The following is a 15,852-nucleotide window of genomic DNA, read 5'->3' as shown; positions in this document are numbered from 1 at the left end:
CTTTTCGCCCCCCATAGACCTATTGATTAGAATTTCATTTTCGGCGCCAATTCACCCATCTTTGCATCTAACTCTTCAAGATGTGTTTTGTATTCTTCAGTAGCTTTATAATTTGGGAAACTTCCAAGCTCCTTAATTTTTTCTTGTAGCTCTGGTTCTTCTAATGCCTTCTTAAATGCTTCACTAATTATTTCTACTACTTCAGCTGGTGTTCCTTTTGGTGCTAATACACCTCTATCAACAGTTACTTCAAAGTCGATTCCTTGTTCTTTTACAGTTGGAACTTCTGGTAAAAACGGATTTCTTTCTGCATCAACCATTCCTAAAGGAACTAAAGTACCTTCATCAAAGTAACCTTTTCCTGATGCGTAATCACCTGTCATCCCATCTACTTGATTAGCTAGGATTGCTGCATACTGTGGAGCCGTTCCATCATAACTCACATAATTTAATGATCTAGGATCCACTCCAGCTGCATCCATTAAAGCCGCAATTGTGTAATGATCCTCAGAACCTACCGTATATGCCCACGTTAATTTATTACCTGCTTTTACATAATTCACTAAATCCGTTACGTTTTTAATTCCATGCTTTTCACTGAATGCTTTGCTAATTGACGGAATATGTGGAGTAGACGTCATTAGGAAAACTGGATCAAATGATGAGAAACCATAATCAACAACACCCGTATGCTGAGCCGTTGCCATCACCTGATGAATTCCTAAAACTGTATAACCATCTGGATCTGCATCTTTAACAAATCGAGAACCAACCGTTGCTGTAGCTCCAGCCATATTCGTTGGAACAATCGTTTGACCTAAATGCTTTTCTGCATACTGTGCGACAAGTCTAAATAATACATCAGTTCCCCCACCTGGTGGATATGGAATCACTAGCTTCACTGGTTTATCAGGAAAATTACTTGTGCCCTCACTGTTTGACTGTGAACTTGCTCCATTTGAAGAACTTCCACAAGCGGCTAATGCGATTAAAAGCATGATTGATAGGAAAACTAACATCATTTTTTTCATAATTATTACCCCTTTTCTTTTATCATTTTTGATGTATGATCATTTAACTTTACCTATTTAATAAGCTGCAATTGCTCCATCGGTTCTTGATTCAGTACCACCTTGTAACACACCCGTTTGATTGTCTCTCCAAATAATTTGCCCTCGTCCAAATGTGCTTGAATCCACAGCCACTTCGATCTCATGACCTTTTCTCCCCAGCTCTTGTGCAATATGATTAGGAAAAGTTGGTTCAACCAAAACTCTTTTGCCACCAGTCCATTGCCATCTTGGTGCATCAAGTGCGGCTTGCGGATTTAAATGGAAATCAATTGTGTTCATAATCACCTGGACATGCCCCTGTGGTTGCATGAATTCACCCATAACACCAAAAGGACCTACAGGTTCGGTATCTTTCGTTAAAAATCCTGGAATAATGGTATGGTATGTCCGTTTCCCACCTTGTAAAAAATTATCATGATGAAGATCAAGGGAAAAGTTGTGTCCTCTATTCTGTAGGGATATTCCTGTTCCAGGTACAACAATTCCAGAACCAAAGCCCATATAATTACTTTGAATAAATGAAACCATATTCCCTTCACCATCGGCTGTTGCTAAGTAAACTGTTCCTCCTTTAGGTGGAGTACCCGGTTCAGGAGTAATTGCCGTTTGACCGATTAGTGCTCTACGTGTCTTTGCATACTCTTCTGATAGTAATGAATCTACACTAACTGACATGTCATTCATCTCAGTAATATATTTTTTTCCATCAACAAATGCTAGTTTCATTGCTTCGATTTGCTGATGATAACGTTCAACAGAAGAGGTATCGATACCAGACATGTCTAATCCCTTTAACGTGTTAAGTGCTAGTATGGCGATCAGTCCTTGACCATTCGGCGGAATTTCCCAAACATCATAGCCTCGGTAATTCACTTTGATCGGCTGAACCCATTCAGGTTTAAATGCCGCTAAATCTTCCGAGGTTAAAAATCCATTGCACTTTTTAGAATAATCAGATATTTTTCTCGAGATTTCACCTCTATAAAAGCTTTCTCCATTTGTTTCACCAATATCACGAAGTGTTTTTGCATGATCGGATGAACTCCATATCTCACCGATTTCTGGTGCTTTTCCCTTTGGTGCAAATGTTTCGAACCATGCAGCAAATTCTTCAGTGGTTAGGTCCTTTTTATAAAGTTCAAAAGCCTTTTTCCAGTTTCTCCCTAGTATTGGAGATAGCGGAAAGCCTTTTTCTGCATATTCAATCGCAGGCTGAAGGACGTCAATAAGTGGTAGTTTCCCAAACCTTCTTGAAAGCTCTGCCCATGCTCCAGGTGCACCAGGAACTGTCACTGGAATCCACCCGTATTTCGGCATTTCTTCATAGCCTCGGTTCTTAACAGCTTCAATAGAAATATTTTTTGGAGCTGCACCACTTGAGTTTAAGCCGTATAACTCGCCCTTCATCCATACCAAGGCAAAAGCATCACTCCCTATTCCATTAGACGTTGGCTCAACAACTGTTAAGCAAGCTGCTGTTGCTATCGCAGCATCAACGGCATTGCCACCTTTTTTTAATACCCCTAAACCAGCCTCAGCAGCTAATGGCTGTGAAGTCGCAACCATCCCATTTCTAGAAAATGTGGTCATTCGTTGGGAAGTGTATGGATGGTATAGATAATTTACTTTCATTTAGGTAACACTCCATTCTGTTACGAACAACATTAATTAGCTTTCTGGATAGCCTCTTGATCATCACACTCTGTTTCTCTTTGAGTATTCATGTCATTAAATTGCTCTTTAAATTCTAAAAGATGTTCTCTCATCATCTGCCTTGCTTCTTTCTCATTCCCTTTCTTTATCGCATCATATATTTTCTGATGGTAATACAAAGTGTTTTCTTTGTTTTCAACCTTGACTAAATCAATCTTAAAAGAATGAAGTAAATCTGAAATAAAATGATAGACCTTTAATAGAATGCTATTTCTTGTTGCCATGACTATTGCTTTATGAAATAATTCATCTGGTTCAACTGTATCCTGTTTAGAATCAATCGCATCGGAATAGGATTGTATAGCAAGCTCCATTTCTAACAGATCTTCCTCAGTCGCCATTAAAGCCGCAATACCCGCTGTTTCAACCTCAAGTATTAGTCGAAAATCCAATATTTCTCGAGAAACCTTTGAATCTAGCAGTGCAGATACTACAAACGTATCTACCAAATGGTTTAAATCTGTTTTCTTAACAAAAACACCTACCCCATTTCTTTTTTCAACTACATCCATGTCTACCAATGTGCTTAATGCTTCCCTAACCGAGGATCTCCCCACCTTGAACATTTCCCTTAATTCTCGTTCAGAAGGAAGTTTGCTGCCAGTAGTATATTGACCACTCCTGATCATATCAGTAATATGCTTCATCACAATTGAACTCACCTTCTTGGCCATTCCATTCCCCCTTATAATTTTTTAAGAACCTGTCTGATAGGTAATCTTTTAAAAAAAGCTTCTAACTATTGAATGTTCATACCTACCTGTCTGATAGCTAAGTTGATTAAACACACTTTATCACATGTAATTTTGTTTGTGTTAAATCATGTAAGAAAACCTCACATATAAATTTTCACGAGGTAAATGAGGGCGTTTTCAAGGAAGCGCGGGGACGGTTCTCATGCTTCCTTATGATTGCGGACTGGTGATACAACGAACGAATACCTAATTATCAGGTAATTGAACCTGTCCTCTCTTCCCTAATATATGGGCTTTATTCACACGGTATCCTTGCAACTTTTTGACTATAAATACGTCTATTTAAGTAGCTTGGAAAATACTTGGATCGGGTGATGTGAGATGAACGAACACAATGAGTTCCCTAATTTTAAGCAAAGACATGTTCAGAAACTATATAGGCAGCAGCTAGGTCAGAACCGGGAGTGCAAAGAGAAGGAGCGAATAAACACCATTTTTTTTATTAACTTCATTATTTCAGCTTGCATGATGTTAGCCATCATTGAAAGTATCTTTTAGAATAAGAATTATTTATTAGATATAAAAATAGGCCCTCACCAAAAGGTAAGACCCTAATTAACATTCTCTCTTCTACTCTCTTTATCACCTTTAAAAATCATCACGTCGCTGCTTGCAGCAGTAACAACCGTACTACTAATAATTAATTAAATCTTTCATCCATCTGATTAGATTTTCTTACCTTTTCAATCAAATACTGCACCCCATATAAAAGATAGGCCTTGTAATGAATGTACAAGAAGAATTGAAAATAGTTTAACCGGTGTAATCGCAAGATTTTAATTTTCTCAAGAAACGGAATAAAGAGAAATGCAAAGAATGCATTAAATATTGCGTTAACTATTACAAACAGCTTGAAGTTTTTATATGTATATTTAAGGATCCACATAGACGCAGGTACGTAGGGACCAAGATCAAAAGGAAGTTCATCCCTAAAAAAATTCTTTGGCTGTTCGTAAAACTTCCAGTACTTCTTTTTACGCCCATTTATATGACTGATTACCTCATAAATAGCGATTAAGATACTTGAGACAGAATAACGCTTGATACTTCTCTTATCTAGAAAAAACACGGATAGCCAAGGAATGGCTACCAACAAAAAGTTGAAAATATTATGTTTCTTTGATGTCATATTATTAAACACCTCAACAAAGTTTATTTATTACTTTTAGTATTTCCTAAATAAACTAAATTACTTATAAAGTTGGTTAGAATATATGTGTGTTTAAAAAAAGGACTTTTTTTTAGCTTAGGTATTTTTTTAAGGCGATGAATTAAGAAGAGTCTAATTTATAGAGTCAGTATCTATTTCTGTTTAAATAGCAGGAATTCATTCTCTTCCTTAGGCTCCAATTGTAGTATTACATTACATAATAGAAGAGCATATCATCATAAGACGATATGCCCTTCTATTTACCAAAACTAACTATTAACCTTTAACTTTGAAAGATGGTATTGCAAATTACTCTCACTTTTTTCGTTTGCTTGTTTCGTTCTTAAGTTATACTCCATCTTTCTAAGACGTGAAATGTCTTTTTGGTCTATCTCATTTAAATGGATTTCTTCTTGTTGTAACAATGATAATAGCTCTGCTTCTGAAGATTCTAAATCTATGTCGATTAGTGATTTACCCGTAAATTGAAAAGCTCTAATTTCAAATTTATATTTTTGAAACTCTCCAATTAAATATGCTGTTTTATAACCTAACTTCTTCAAATCTGGAGCACTATTTCCTTCTCTCTTGGAATTATGAATATACTCATAGCCTTCACCTTCATAAAATTCAATCGTTAATGGTTTATCTTCCATACTATTCCTAGTCATAGCGATGATCACTTCGTATGGAAATTTGTTATTTAAAGAATAAAGCACATCAGCATTACTCGGGCAGCACCAGTCAGGAAAATATTCCTCATAAGGATGGCTGTGGTATGTTCCAATAAATGTTGATGTAGAAAACAATTGCCTAGATGATTTTAGTGCTTGATCCACTTTTGGGTTTGTTAAAATCGAACTACTTGTTCTTTTTTCAACACTCCCTACTGGAAAAACATAGTCACACTCCATTTGCTCTCCACTTTCAACTCCAAATAATAATCCGCTAGATTCATAATGTACTTTCTTCGAATTCTCAGGAAAGTATTGAATAGCATCTAGTAATAAAGTAGAAAAAGTACTTTGAATTAACTCAAGATAGTAATTTTTTTCCATAAAATCGCTCCTTCTTTTGGCCTTTAATTTTAAAATAAATGGGTTGTTTTAAGAGAATGAGAATAACTTCCTAACCCACTCTTCAAACATTTCCAATTCCTCCCCAGGAGAAAACCAATAAGCACCCATATGATACCTTTGATGAAACCTACTATCATAAAAATCCTCTTCACTCGGCATATCACATTCTGTCGGAGTTAAAATATATACTTCCTTCACAACCCGCGAATCATCTTCCCTAGTCAATATTCCGTCCCGATATTTATGCATCTCCCCTAAGGCCATGGGTAGATTAGCAGGAATCCGATACTTAGGGTCCATCACATACAACTGATCTTGATAATCGATCACAATATCAGGGATCATTCTCTGAGTGTACGAATAGTAAGGGCTTGTGTTTAATTGGATAATTTTCTGGTAAGTAAGTGTTGCCCCGTTCTTGAGCTTAACTGTACTTTCTTTGTTCTCAGCTAATCGTAAAAAATAAAATCCGTCCTTTTTCGTAAATAGCTCTGCTGTATTCTCTAGCAAGTCTACTTCCCGTAAGATACGGATGATTTGCATAAAGCACCACATTTCATATAACAAATACGTGTCTTTTAAACTTAATTTTTGCTGGAGATCAAAGGTGATTTCCTTAAATTGATAAAGCGATTGAAACCATTGATACCAAAGACGATATACAGAATGCTTCCGAAAAACTTGAGTGATTTTCACAGTACCAGTATGTGGTTTTATCTTCTGCAGAAATTCTCCCTTTTTCCAGAGACTGATCCAATCTAGAAATTGGTTTGCCTTTCTTTGGATATCCACGTCATGAAGAGTTCTATATGATTTCAATAAAGCTTCAAGGTCATTTAGTTGGAGAAGAATTACCCGATTTTCATACACATCAAAGGTTTCTTCCACTTTGGTTGTTTGGATGTGACTTGGTAATTTTGATGGTGTTGCACCAAAGGTTTCACCATATCTTTCCATCCATGCGATCGTTCGTGGAGTCACAGTCTTAACCCGCTCACGTTTCATAAGTAGTTCTTCTTTTCGCAAATTCCTTAAAGGGTGCTTTTCAATCTTTAGAAATATTGTTCTTAACTTGTACATTTCAGATTCTATATACATCCACTGCAGCATAGATAAGTCTCGTGTGAATCCGTTTGCTGCTATATTTGTTTCTAGTCCCGATTGTTGGAAGCAAATGCTTGCTTCTTTTAATAAATCGTCTAATAGAATTGTATATTGTTGCTCAGTTAGCTTGCGATGGTCAGTATAAATATAGTTATCAATATAGTCTACGCCTATCTGAGAGGTAATTGCAAATGAGACAATGCCACTTTGAAAGGGTGTTTCAAATATCCCCTCCCAGCCTTCAAGTGTTTTGTTCATCGGTAATGAAAGATGCTGCATGTGAAATTGAAATGCTTGCTTTGAGCGAGTTCTCCATCTATAGCTTCTTGCTTCCTCTAGGTATACTTTATTTAGTGACACCCAGCTTTTTTGATAATCGTCATAAACCGTAATCTTAACGCCAGAATTGAGTGGAGCCATAGCGCTCTAATTCCTCTCTCATGCGCTCAACATGCTTAAGTGATTGAGAGTTTTCTCCAAATTGGTGCTGAAATAAGTTAGCCAAGCTTTCCAGCAATTCTGTGATTCTCTCATCTCCTCTAATTTTAGGAATCACCTTTTCAGATACCACTCGGTCTAGCGCATACAACGGGTCCATTCTTAGCCCTTCTGGTAACAAGCTATTTTTATACAGCTTGCGGATCATTTCATTCATTGTTCGATATCCAAAATGTAAATCAAATGTAGTAAGCTGGCCGTGAATCGTTAATAATAGTTCCCATTCCCGTTGAACAGTCTTCTTGTATTTCTCATCTAAACTTTCCCAAAAGCTTGTAAAATCAACATCCGACAACATCATTACAAACGAACGATCTAGTACTTTATCTGAAATACTGTGAGTCGTTTCATCAACATTAATGGTGCCAATCACATAGAAGTTATGTGGAATTTCGATTGTTTTTGGAACATCAGCAAGATCATCGATTGTATGTAAGTTAATCGGTTTTCTAGATTCAACGGCACTTAAATAATCACTCAAATAATACTCTACACGCGCTAAGTTCATTTCATCCAAAACGATGAAGTGTGGCTTGTCCTTTTCAACATTCGCTTGTAACAACATTTCTAAGAACTCGGTTTTCATATACCTTTTTTCAAATGAACTATAATACCCAAATAATGATGTCGCATCCATCCAGTCAGGTCGAACCGGAACGATTTTTAGATAAGGATTGTCCTCACTAAACCCTAGACCATATACGGCATTAGCAAACACGCGACAAAGCTGAGTTTTTCCAGTTCCCGATATCCCACTTAAGATAACAAAATGCTTGTCTTCAAGACTTGTTAGATTTAAGTAAAAATCTCGAATAATATCAAGTGAGAACGTAAATCCACTTTGCTCAACCAGGTCCATGATACTTGGGAAATCAAACGAGCTCGTGAACTCTTCTACGTCACTCTCCATCTCATCATCATCTTCTTCAATGATCTCGATTGGTGTTGTTCCACCCTTTGGAAAGGTTAGAAAGCCTCTTATATCTGCAAAAATAGCGGCTGCTGTAATCAGACGTTCTTTAATAGTGGAAATAGATTCGGTAAAAAACTCATCATTACTTATGTAGGTACCTACATAAAACGCATTTACTTCATTTAATTTGAACTGATGATTTTTTAATTCTTCTACCGTTTTCTCTTGATAGATTTGATTTTCATTATTTTCGTTATATTTACCCCGGTGATAGTATGCTTTTTTAATATACCACTCATAGTTTTCACGAGATGCTAGCTTCCGAATTCGATGATAAATATACCCACGGTTATTGATAATAATCCCGATTGATTCATGTGGATCCCTAGTATAATAGGCGATATGCCCTTCTGTTATTAACTGATCTTGCTCATATATATAGAACATTTGCTTATATTCATTTGTTTTTACCTTCTTCACTTCTTCATCCATTTTCACTTCATACGATTTCGAAAAAAGATTGATCGAAATCGGAGCTATATCGTCTTGGAACTTTTTCATCAACAGAAGTGCTTGACTATGTTCAACTGCTTCTCTTTCTAACATACTGCGAACAGGAGTTAACTTTTGGTACGTATCCCAAAGTTGATCAACTATTACCTGTTCCTCCATTAATCCCTCTAACGGAAGTATTTTTCCAAAATAAATCGTCGGCTTGCGCTTACTTTTTATGTTCTGCCAAACCGTATCTATAAACTTACTTTCTTCTATGAACTTCTTTTTCTCTTCAATCGTAAAAATGTTAAGATCAGGGTGAAGTTCTTCAAGCATTCTTTCTAGTTCGTGTACCTGAGATCGCTTTGATAAAACCCAGAACGGATAAAAGTCAGAGCTCATCACCAATCTGATTTCACGAGATGCAAGATGAAACTCTAGCTTTAAGATAAAGAGTGGACTATCAAATAATGTTTCATCGATTAATTCAACAAATGCCTTATTTCCATAATGCTGTTTTTTGTCTGCATATTTAGGATTCTTTAAATCTGCAATCGTAGTTTTAATCGTTTGCTCATGTGTATGTACTTTTAGCTGACGTAAAGATGAGTCCCGCTCACCGTACTTGTTAATAAACGAGTCTATTATTCTCCTCGCCAGTGGCTGTACTTCATTAAGGATTCTCTCATTTCTAAGTGTCGTATCTTCTATATTCATAATATCAATCAGTTGATTGGCTTCGATCATGGCTGTCACTTCCTTGGCTTTAGTTAAAATAGTAACTATTTCCTATTCTAAAGCATTAGTAGTTATTTTTTAACAATTTTTAACCATATATACTTTAATTGGTTTTTCTTGCCTCCCTGTTTTTCGTGTAAATCAAATAAGAACAATCTGCTCGTTATCCTCCTAAACACGATGTTTAGTTTAGTTCAATAGCATTTAAAATAGATTCCAACTCTGCTAACTAAGTATTTTCAGGGTATTAAAAGTTGTTATAATGTTAGGTTATTCTTTACTATAATATAGTGGGATATTATTTTGGTTAACGTAAAACTGTGAATTATTTTCAGAGGGGGGAAGATCGTATGTCAGAGGAGTTACAACACTTAGAGCAAACTACAGAAATAGAACTTAATTCCTATAAAGTTATACTTAAGGACATTGTTGATTCTATGAGGGAACAGGCTATAAATTTCCCTGTTACAAATAAAAGTGATATAAAAACGGCATTTAGTAATAGATCATCATTCCATGGGATTTATATATGGTACGCAACATGCAATCCTAATCATCTCATTAAAACATGGCAAAAAAGAAATAACCTATATGATCAATATTACGTTAAGAACAATTCATCTTCTACTTGTTTAAAAACAGAAAAAGGTGACCCCATAAAATTTAGACTCCCACGAATTAATCCTTACTGGAGGCGCAATGAACAATTAACAAATCATAGTAATAAGGATATGTTTGAAGTACCAATCTACATAGGTAAAGCCCAAGGAGAAAAGGAAAATCTAATAAAGCGTTTAGAGTCTCATTGTGAAACATCAATACAAACTTCTTCTTTAAAATTATTTAAAACGTCTACACCTAAACAAACTAATAAAATAATTAATGATTTTCTAACAAAAGATACTCTATTAATTAAACAATTAAAATTAGCTAACATTAGATGTGAAGCAATGATTATACATAAAGATCATAAGGATAGATTCCTAACGTACGAGCGAATTCTTAGAGAAGTCCTAGATCCTTTAATCGGAGAAGAATAGCCTTTTTAAATACAAAAAGCTAATAGCTAACAAAACAAGGGGCTAACCAATCTTCTCTGGTAGCCCCTTGTTTCTTATTACAATATCCCTAACTTTTCTTTTTTCTCTTTCTTCGCTTCAGGTATTAACGTTTTGAGAAGTGGGGTGATTTTTTTATAATAATAAATATGCAATGCATGGTGTGGCCTTGTGACTGAAACGTATAAAAGTTTAGCATCTAAATCTGTAAGTCTATAATTATCTTCATTTGCATTCGGTATGATTACAGCATCAAATTCTAGACCTTTAACAAGATATGAAGGAATAATAACAATTGATTCCTTAATTGGGTCATCAGGACTTAAAACTAGCTGTATAGATGTTAGATCATGATTTTGTAATGCCTTAAATAACACTTCACTTCGACCTGCATCCTTATGAATGATAGCTATTCTTTTGTACCCTTTTCCTAAAAATTCTTTAATAGATTGAGTCATATTCCATAACAAATTTTCTTCATCTTCAATCGGGCGACAAACGATATTGTCCCCATGGCGATTAAATGGAATAACCTTTTGATAAGGCAGGTTGCCATTCGTAATTATTTGATTAGCAGTTTCCATAACTTCAAAGGTCGAGCGATAACTTACTGCTAAGTTCGCTTTATGAATCTCTTCATTTTTATAAACGGTGTTCGTAATCTCTCCCCAATTTTCAATCCCCATAAAGTAATAGATACTCTGTGTTTCATCTCCTAGAATGGTCATGGATTTAGATAGTTGTTTTAAAACTAAGATTTGGAACGGACTTAAATCTTGTGCCTCATCAATGACAATATAATCAAATGACTTCGAAGGACCATTGAGTAGTGTTTCAATATAAACAAGAGCTGCCAAGTCTTCATATTGTACTTTTTGCTTTTTGTTCTTTGCCAACAGATCAAGTGTTTCGGCTTTTATGTTGGGATCAATACTTTGAAGTAATTCGGGCTCTAATATCGTTTTATTTATTTTACTTGACGTGTTTAACGTTTTTTCAGCTTTATAATTCTTCCAGCTGTCATTAAACTCTTTTTTAATCGTATCAATTTTATACTTGCTAGCTTTTTCAAGAGCAAGGTACGTTTGTTTACGAATTTCACTATCACTCGGAAGTGTTTTTACCCATATTTCTTCTGCGTTAGTTAGTTCCTCTTCCAATCTCCTTATGCACTGTTGTAAGGTAGCGTTTTTCCAATTTTCAATGACAGTATAAACCTGTCTTCTTCTTGCTTCATATGGTAAATAAGCATAATTCTTAAACTCTTGTGTAATTTTTTCCGTTGAAAATGTATAATCTTTTTGAATGAACGGATCAAAGATTGTCAATTCTTTAATCGATAAGTGACTATTATCTTCTAAAAATGAAAAGTACTTATCAATCGATTCTTTGAATTGAATGGATCCTTTGAATTTTGTCACCGGTTCGATATCTAACAAACTGAGATTCCCGTTTACAATAGAAGCCAGTGTTTCAAATGGTTCAACTATTTTTCCAAGAGATGGAATCAGTTCTTTCACCAGTGACAAGAACGTTTTTTGTTGGATTTTTGAGATATCGAGCCCTGGTAATACTCCTTCGATATATGAAAGAAACATTTTATTAGGTGCTAATATTAAGATATTGTCTGTTTTTAGTGATTGATTATACCTATATAAAAGAAACGAAATACGGTTTAATGCAATCGTAGATTTTCCGCTTCCGGCAACCCCCTGGATAAGAATCGGTTCATTGATTCCCAACCGAATTACATCATTTTGTTCTTTACGAATCGTAGCAATTACTTTTTTGATTCCATGAACCTGACTTGTTTCTTTTAATAGATTAGCTAAAAACTGATCTGCATATTGAGCATCTTCATCTATTGTTTTTAACTGACTCTTAGTATCTATCTTTTTAGCTTTCGAACTTTTAAGGGCTTGATCACTCAACACATCACTGTAATCGATTACTTTATCATCTTTAATGGACATTTGACGCTTTAATAAAACGGTAAGAGTATTTTGGTATCTACCCATTTTATCTTCAACTTCATAAGAAATTGTCCCATCTCCACCGTAAAAACCACCAAATGCATCACCTATTGGTGATTTCCAGTTATAAATAAGGATCTCAGTATCGTCTTTTGCTATTGGTACTTCACCTAAATAACACGTCTCAATCTTCCCATTTTCAATAATATCTACTCTACCAAAATATAATTCTTTTCTTGCAGCTTCATACTCTTTTATTCGTTTACTAGTTAGTAAATTACCCGGAAGGTCTGGGTCATTTCTCTTTCGTTGATCTTCTTTTTTATTTTCTTCAATCATCTTTTCAATTATCTTGATTGTTTTACTTAATTGCTTTTGCTCTTCACTCAATATATTTCTTGTAGAATTCATAGAGTCTCCTCATAATCTATTATTTAATAATATTGAATAGAAATGGTTTACTTTTGTTTCGTTTACTTATTCCATAAAAACCTAGCTAACAAACTCAACTAAGCCATTCAGTATTTACCAATTAATTTACATCTATTATATCAATTCATTTTCAAAATTTGTTAGACAATTATTTCATATTCTAGTTAATTTTTCTTGATAGGTTATCTTTACATTGATTCCAATGATGTAAGCAAACAACCATTAGAAATTTTCTAATGGTCTAATCAAAAATGCCTACTCAAATGACCATACTCAGCTAAATAGTTAAGACAAATGAAAGAAAACTCACCTGTTGTTGCCTTCCCCTTCACTCGAGACATACTTATGAATAAGGCATTTTTAATGGTATCTGGATTTGGAGCACCGTTAAGAAAAATATTGCCATTTACATATTGCGTTGTCGGCGAATCCAAAATTAGTACAATATTTGGTGTTTGCCACCCTTTGTAACTATGAAACGAACAAATTTTAAGTCTACCGGTTCCCCCATGGAACTTCCATTTCTCTGACCTGCGTCTTTTATGATCAGCTTGTCTTTCCATATCGTATACATGAGAAGTTCTCACACCATGCCATTCGAAATACTCAACCAGGGCAGCACCTGTTTGTTCGTTAGTGGTCAAAATGGTGATGTCTTCCCAATCATTAGCTTGACGTAATTCCTTGATGTGGTTCTCTAGCTGTTGTAGTTTGTCATGGACATGATTGGCCCGATAGTTATACCAAAATGTCGTTTGTAATAAGCTAATTTGCTCTTCTCGGGGTACGAGTATTTCTTCAGCTTCTATTTTAAGCACCTTACGAACGTCACGGATCTTCTGGACCATGGTATCTGGTAGACGGTGTGTATACTTTAAGTTACCAGGTCTCCCCTTAAACCCTATGTTCTTCACCTGCACTGCATCCTCAATCCATACACCATGTTTAAATAAATCCTGTGCCTTATCATAGACAATAAACAGTTCACCTTGTTCTGTATAAAACTGCTTTAGAAATCGAATCCATTCTCCCATGAAATCTTGACCTTCATCAATCAAAATATAATCATAGTTAAATTGACTCTTCTTTCGATTAGTAGATAAATAAACGTTAATTTTGTTCATCCATCTCTGGGTGAAATCTGGATTTTCATCATCAAAGTCAACTTCTAATTCGTGTTCTGTCATGATTACCTTCAACAGTTCATGGAAATGAATGATCGTTAAATCCTTTCGTAGCTTCTTTCGTTCCCCTTCAAAACTTCCTTCTCCAAATTGCTGACTAACTAAATCTCTTAAATAATGTCGTAAGGTAATATTAAAGGTTAAGATAATTACACGTTTATCATCTCTTAATGCATTTACTGCTTTTTCAGCTAAAATGAGTGATTTACCAGCACCGGCTACACCACTCCATCTACGGATGGAACCCGGACTTAACTCAGCAAGCTCTCGTTGTGCTCGAGTTAAAACGAATGGCTGTCTTCGCTCATAATTATAGTCTGCATACTGTAAATGCTTGGACAGCTCTTTCACTAATTCCTCTAATAACCCTTGATGATTAAATGAAGATTGATCCCTAGATAATGCATAGGTATGGCTCCTAGGATTTAAAGTTTTTTGGCTATTAATTTCCTCAATATCCTCTATGGTCCATATTTTCGTATGCGAGTGACTTCCTTGACAAAATGCTAATGCTTGAGCCTTGGTAGCACCATGAAAATAAACGACTGTTTCGATACAAGCGTAATAATTATGTTTGTATCTTTCGGCTAGATACACACTGTTCGTTAATTCTGACTTAAGAATATTTTTTTTGTAATTTTCTACTTGGTTAATTGGATTCTTCTTATGTGATCGACCATCTGTTCCACGGATATATCCACCATTTTCGTAAACATCCGAATCCAAATTCCAGTCCTTCACCTCAATAATGATTATTCCTCGTTTGGGATGGAGAAGGACAAAATCCGGTTTCATTGAATTAATATGGGGTTGTTCAAAAATCATCCATCCATCAAAACGTGGACTAGTCCGAAAACAATCTAATAAATATTGCTCACCCTTTGTTCTTGGATCGTTTTTATTAAAGCTCTCAAAAATCTCTGTTGTCATGGTATTCACCTAGCTTACTAATAGTAAAATTGATTTCCATCATTTGTAGACTCTTTCAGATTTAAAACGGTAAGTCCTCATCATCAATATCTACGATTGAATTGCCCTCTGTATTCTGTTGATTGGCTCTTAATATCTCAACCTCGTTCTCGAGAGCTTCAATCCGATACTCATAATCTGCTTCGATCTTTTTCAGCTTTTGATTCAATGTACTAACGTATCTCCTAAGCTTCGCCACTTCTTCATTATTGGCTTGAGGAGCTGTCCATTGACCAGGATGAGCCATGTTCTTTGTCTGACTTTCAATTCGTTTGAGAGCAGCTAATAGCTCTTGCTGCTTTTCATTATCAGCTTGAGTTGGCTGTTGATTGGATAATGACGACTTGATTGAGGTAGTCAGCTTTTTGAGCTGTTGATCTAGCTTTGTTTGGCTATCCTTTTGGTGATCAACTAACTGCTTTTGCAGCCCCTTCACCTGATCCTTCACTTGCTTGGATACAACCTTTTCTAACATTTCTAACATCTCTAGCTCGTTATAACTCTTCACTTTATCGAGTTTTTCAATGGCTTCCTGTGAAAGTTCTGCAACTTCCTTGGCCGAGATCTTTTCATCAACAATATAAAGAACCTCACGGAACTCGTTTGTCATCTCAGCAAAGTTCTTAATTACTCTTTCTAGTTCTTTCGAGCTCACAGACGCTTCCTCAAATGATTTGATTAACTGGTTTAATGCTTTCGTTTCTCCTGCTGTTGCCAT

Annotated in this window: 11 protein-coding genes; 1 reads left to right on the top strand and 10 read right to left on the bottom strand. The window is 35.5% G+C overall.

Translation table 11 applies throughout. The features are described 5' to 3' along the window. Nucleotides 1-26 precede the first annotated feature (26 nt). From BK579_RS08210 to BK579_RS08180, 7 genes are all read right to left on the bottom strand, one after another. Nucleotides 27-1,031, bottom strand: coding sequence for a Bug family tripartite tricarboxylate transporter substrate binding protein (locus BK579_RS08210; protein ID WP_078544726.1), 1,005 nt, complete (start codon nucleotides 1,029-1,031; stop codon nucleotides 27-29). Between the two features lie 57 nt (nucleotides 1,032-1,088). Then, nucleotides 1,089-2,705, bottom strand: a complete 1,617-nt coding sequence (locus BK579_RS08205) for a gamma-glutamyltransferase family protein (RefSeq protein ID WP_078544725.1) — start codon at nucleotides 2,703-2,705, stop codon at nucleotides 1,089-1,091. Between the two features lie 32 nt (nucleotides 2,706-2,737). Then, nucleotides 2,738-3,460 carry a FadR/GntR family transcriptional regulator gene (locus tag BK579_RS08200; protein WP_078544724.1) on the bottom strand — a complete coding sequence of 241 codons (723 nt, stop codon included), beginning with the start codon at nucleotides 3,458-3,460 and terminating at the stop codon, nucleotides 2,738-2,740. 721 nt (nucleotides 3,461-4,181) lie between these two features. Next, nucleotides 4,182-4,670 (bottom strand): hypothetical protein, encoded by a 489-nt coding sequence (locus BK579_RS08195; protein WP_078544723.1) that lies wholly within the window; start codon nucleotides 4,668-4,670, stop codon nucleotides 4,182-4,184. A 290-nt stretch (nucleotides 4,671-4,960) separates the two neighbouring features. Then, nucleotides 4,961-5,749 carry a hypothetical protein gene (locus BK579_RS08190; protein WP_078544722.1) on the bottom strand — a complete coding sequence of 263 codons (789 nt, stop codon included), beginning with the start codon at nucleotides 5,747-5,749 and terminating at the stop codon, nucleotides 4,961-4,963. Between the two features lie 48 nt (nucleotides 5,750-5,797). Continuing rightward, nucleotides 5,798-7,294 carry a DUF2357 domain-containing protein gene (locus tag BK579_RS08185; protein WP_078544721.1) on the bottom strand — a complete coding sequence of 499 codons (1,497 nt, stop codon included), beginning with the start codon at nucleotides 7,292-7,294 and terminating at the stop codon, nucleotides 5,798-5,800. Next, nucleotides 7,269-9,527 carry an McrB family protein gene (locus tag BK579_RS08180; protein WP_078544720.1) on the bottom strand — a complete coding sequence of 753 codons (2,259 nt, stop codon included), beginning with the start codon at nucleotides 9,525-9,527 and terminating at the stop codon, nucleotides 7,269-7,271. Before BK579_RS08180 ends, BK579_RS08185 begins: the two co-directional genes overlap by 26 nt. A 341-nt stretch (nucleotides 9,528-9,868) precedes the next feature. On the opposite strand from BK579_RS08180, the gene BK579_RS08175 reads away from it, so the two are divergent. Next, complete coding sequence (locus tag BK579_RS08175; protein WP_078544719.1) at nucleotides 9,869-10,558, top strand: hypothetical protein; 690 nt, start codon at nucleotides 9,869-9,871, stop codon at nucleotides 10,556-10,558. Between the two features lie 77 nt (nucleotides 10,559-10,635). On the opposite strand, the gene BK579_RS08170 is transcribed toward BK579_RS08175, so the two are convergent. The 3 genes from BK579_RS08170 to BK579_RS08160 all read right to left on the bottom strand — a co-directional run bounded on the left by BK579_RS08170 (nucleotide 10,636) and on the right by BK579_RS08160 (nucleotide 15,852). Further along, nucleotides 10,636-12,960, bottom strand: a complete 2,325-nt coding sequence (locus BK579_RS08170; RefSeq protein WP_078544718.1) for a HelD family protein — start codon at nucleotides 12,958-12,960, stop codon at nucleotides 10,636-10,638. A 266-nt stretch (nucleotides 12,961-13,226) separates the two neighbouring features. Next, nucleotides 13,227-15,095, bottom strand: a complete 1,869-nt coding sequence (locus BK579_RS08165) for a nuclease-related domain-containing DEAD/DEAH box helicase (protein WP_078544717.1) — start codon at nucleotides 15,093-15,095, stop codon at nucleotides 13,227-13,229. Nucleotides 15,096-15,156: 61 nt separating this feature from the next. Then, the gene (locus BK579_RS08160) at nucleotides 15,157-15,852 is read right to left on the bottom strand and encodes a hypothetical protein (protein ID WP_078544716.1); all 696 of its coding nucleotides are present in this window, start codon (nucleotides 15,850-15,852) and stop codon (nucleotides 15,157-15,159) included.

Source organism: Litchfieldia alkalitelluris (assembly GCF_002019645.1).
GTDB lineage: Bacteria > Bacillota > Bacilli > Bacillales > Bacillaceae_L > Litchfieldia > Litchfieldia alkalitelluris.
The sequence above is the reverse complement of the archived record's forward strand: the minus strand, read 5'-3'. Positions and strand labels throughout refer to the sequence as shown.

Coding starts and splice junctions, on each gene's coding strand:
- BK579_RS08210 (WP_078544726.1), bottom strand. CDS start 1,031: ATGAAAAAAATGATGTTAGTTTTCCTATCAATCATGCTTTTAATCGCA.
- BK579_RS08205 (WP_078544725.1), bottom strand. CDS start 2,705: ATGAAAGTAAATTATCTATACCATCCATACACTTCCCAACGAATGACC.
- BK579_RS08200 (WP_078544724.1), bottom strand. CDS start 3,460: ATGGCCAAGAAGGTGAGTTCAATTGTGATGAAGCATATTACTGATATG.
- BK579_RS08195 (WP_078544723.1), bottom strand. CDS start 4,670: ATGACATCAAAGAAACATAATATTTTCAACTTTTTGTTGGTAGCCATT.
- BK579_RS08190 (WP_078544722.1), bottom strand. CDS start 5,749: ATGGAAAAAAATTACTATCTTGAGTTAATTCAAAGTACTTTTTCTACT.
- BK579_RS08185 (WP_078544721.1), bottom strand. CDS start 7,294: ATGGCTCCACTCAATTCTGGCGTTAAGATTACGGTTTATGACGATTAT.
- BK579_RS08180 (WP_078544720.1), bottom strand. CDS start 9,527: ATGATCGAAGCCAATCAACTGATTGATATTATGAATATAGAAGATACG.
- BK579_RS08175 (WP_078544719.1), top strand. CDS start 9,869: ATGTCAGAGGAGTTACAACACTTAGAGCAAACTACAGAAATAGAACTT.
- BK579_RS08170 (WP_078544718.1), bottom strand. CDS start 12,960: ATGAATTCTACAAGAAATATATTGAGTGAAGAGCAAAAGCAATTAAGT.
- BK579_RS08165 (WP_078544717.1), bottom strand. CDS start 15,095: ATGACAACAGAGATTTTTGAGAGCTTTAATAAAAACGATCCAAGAACA.
- BK579_RS08160 (WP_078544716.1), bottom strand. CDS start 15,852: ATGGCAACAGCAGGAGAAACGAAAGCATTAAACCAGTTAATCAAATCA.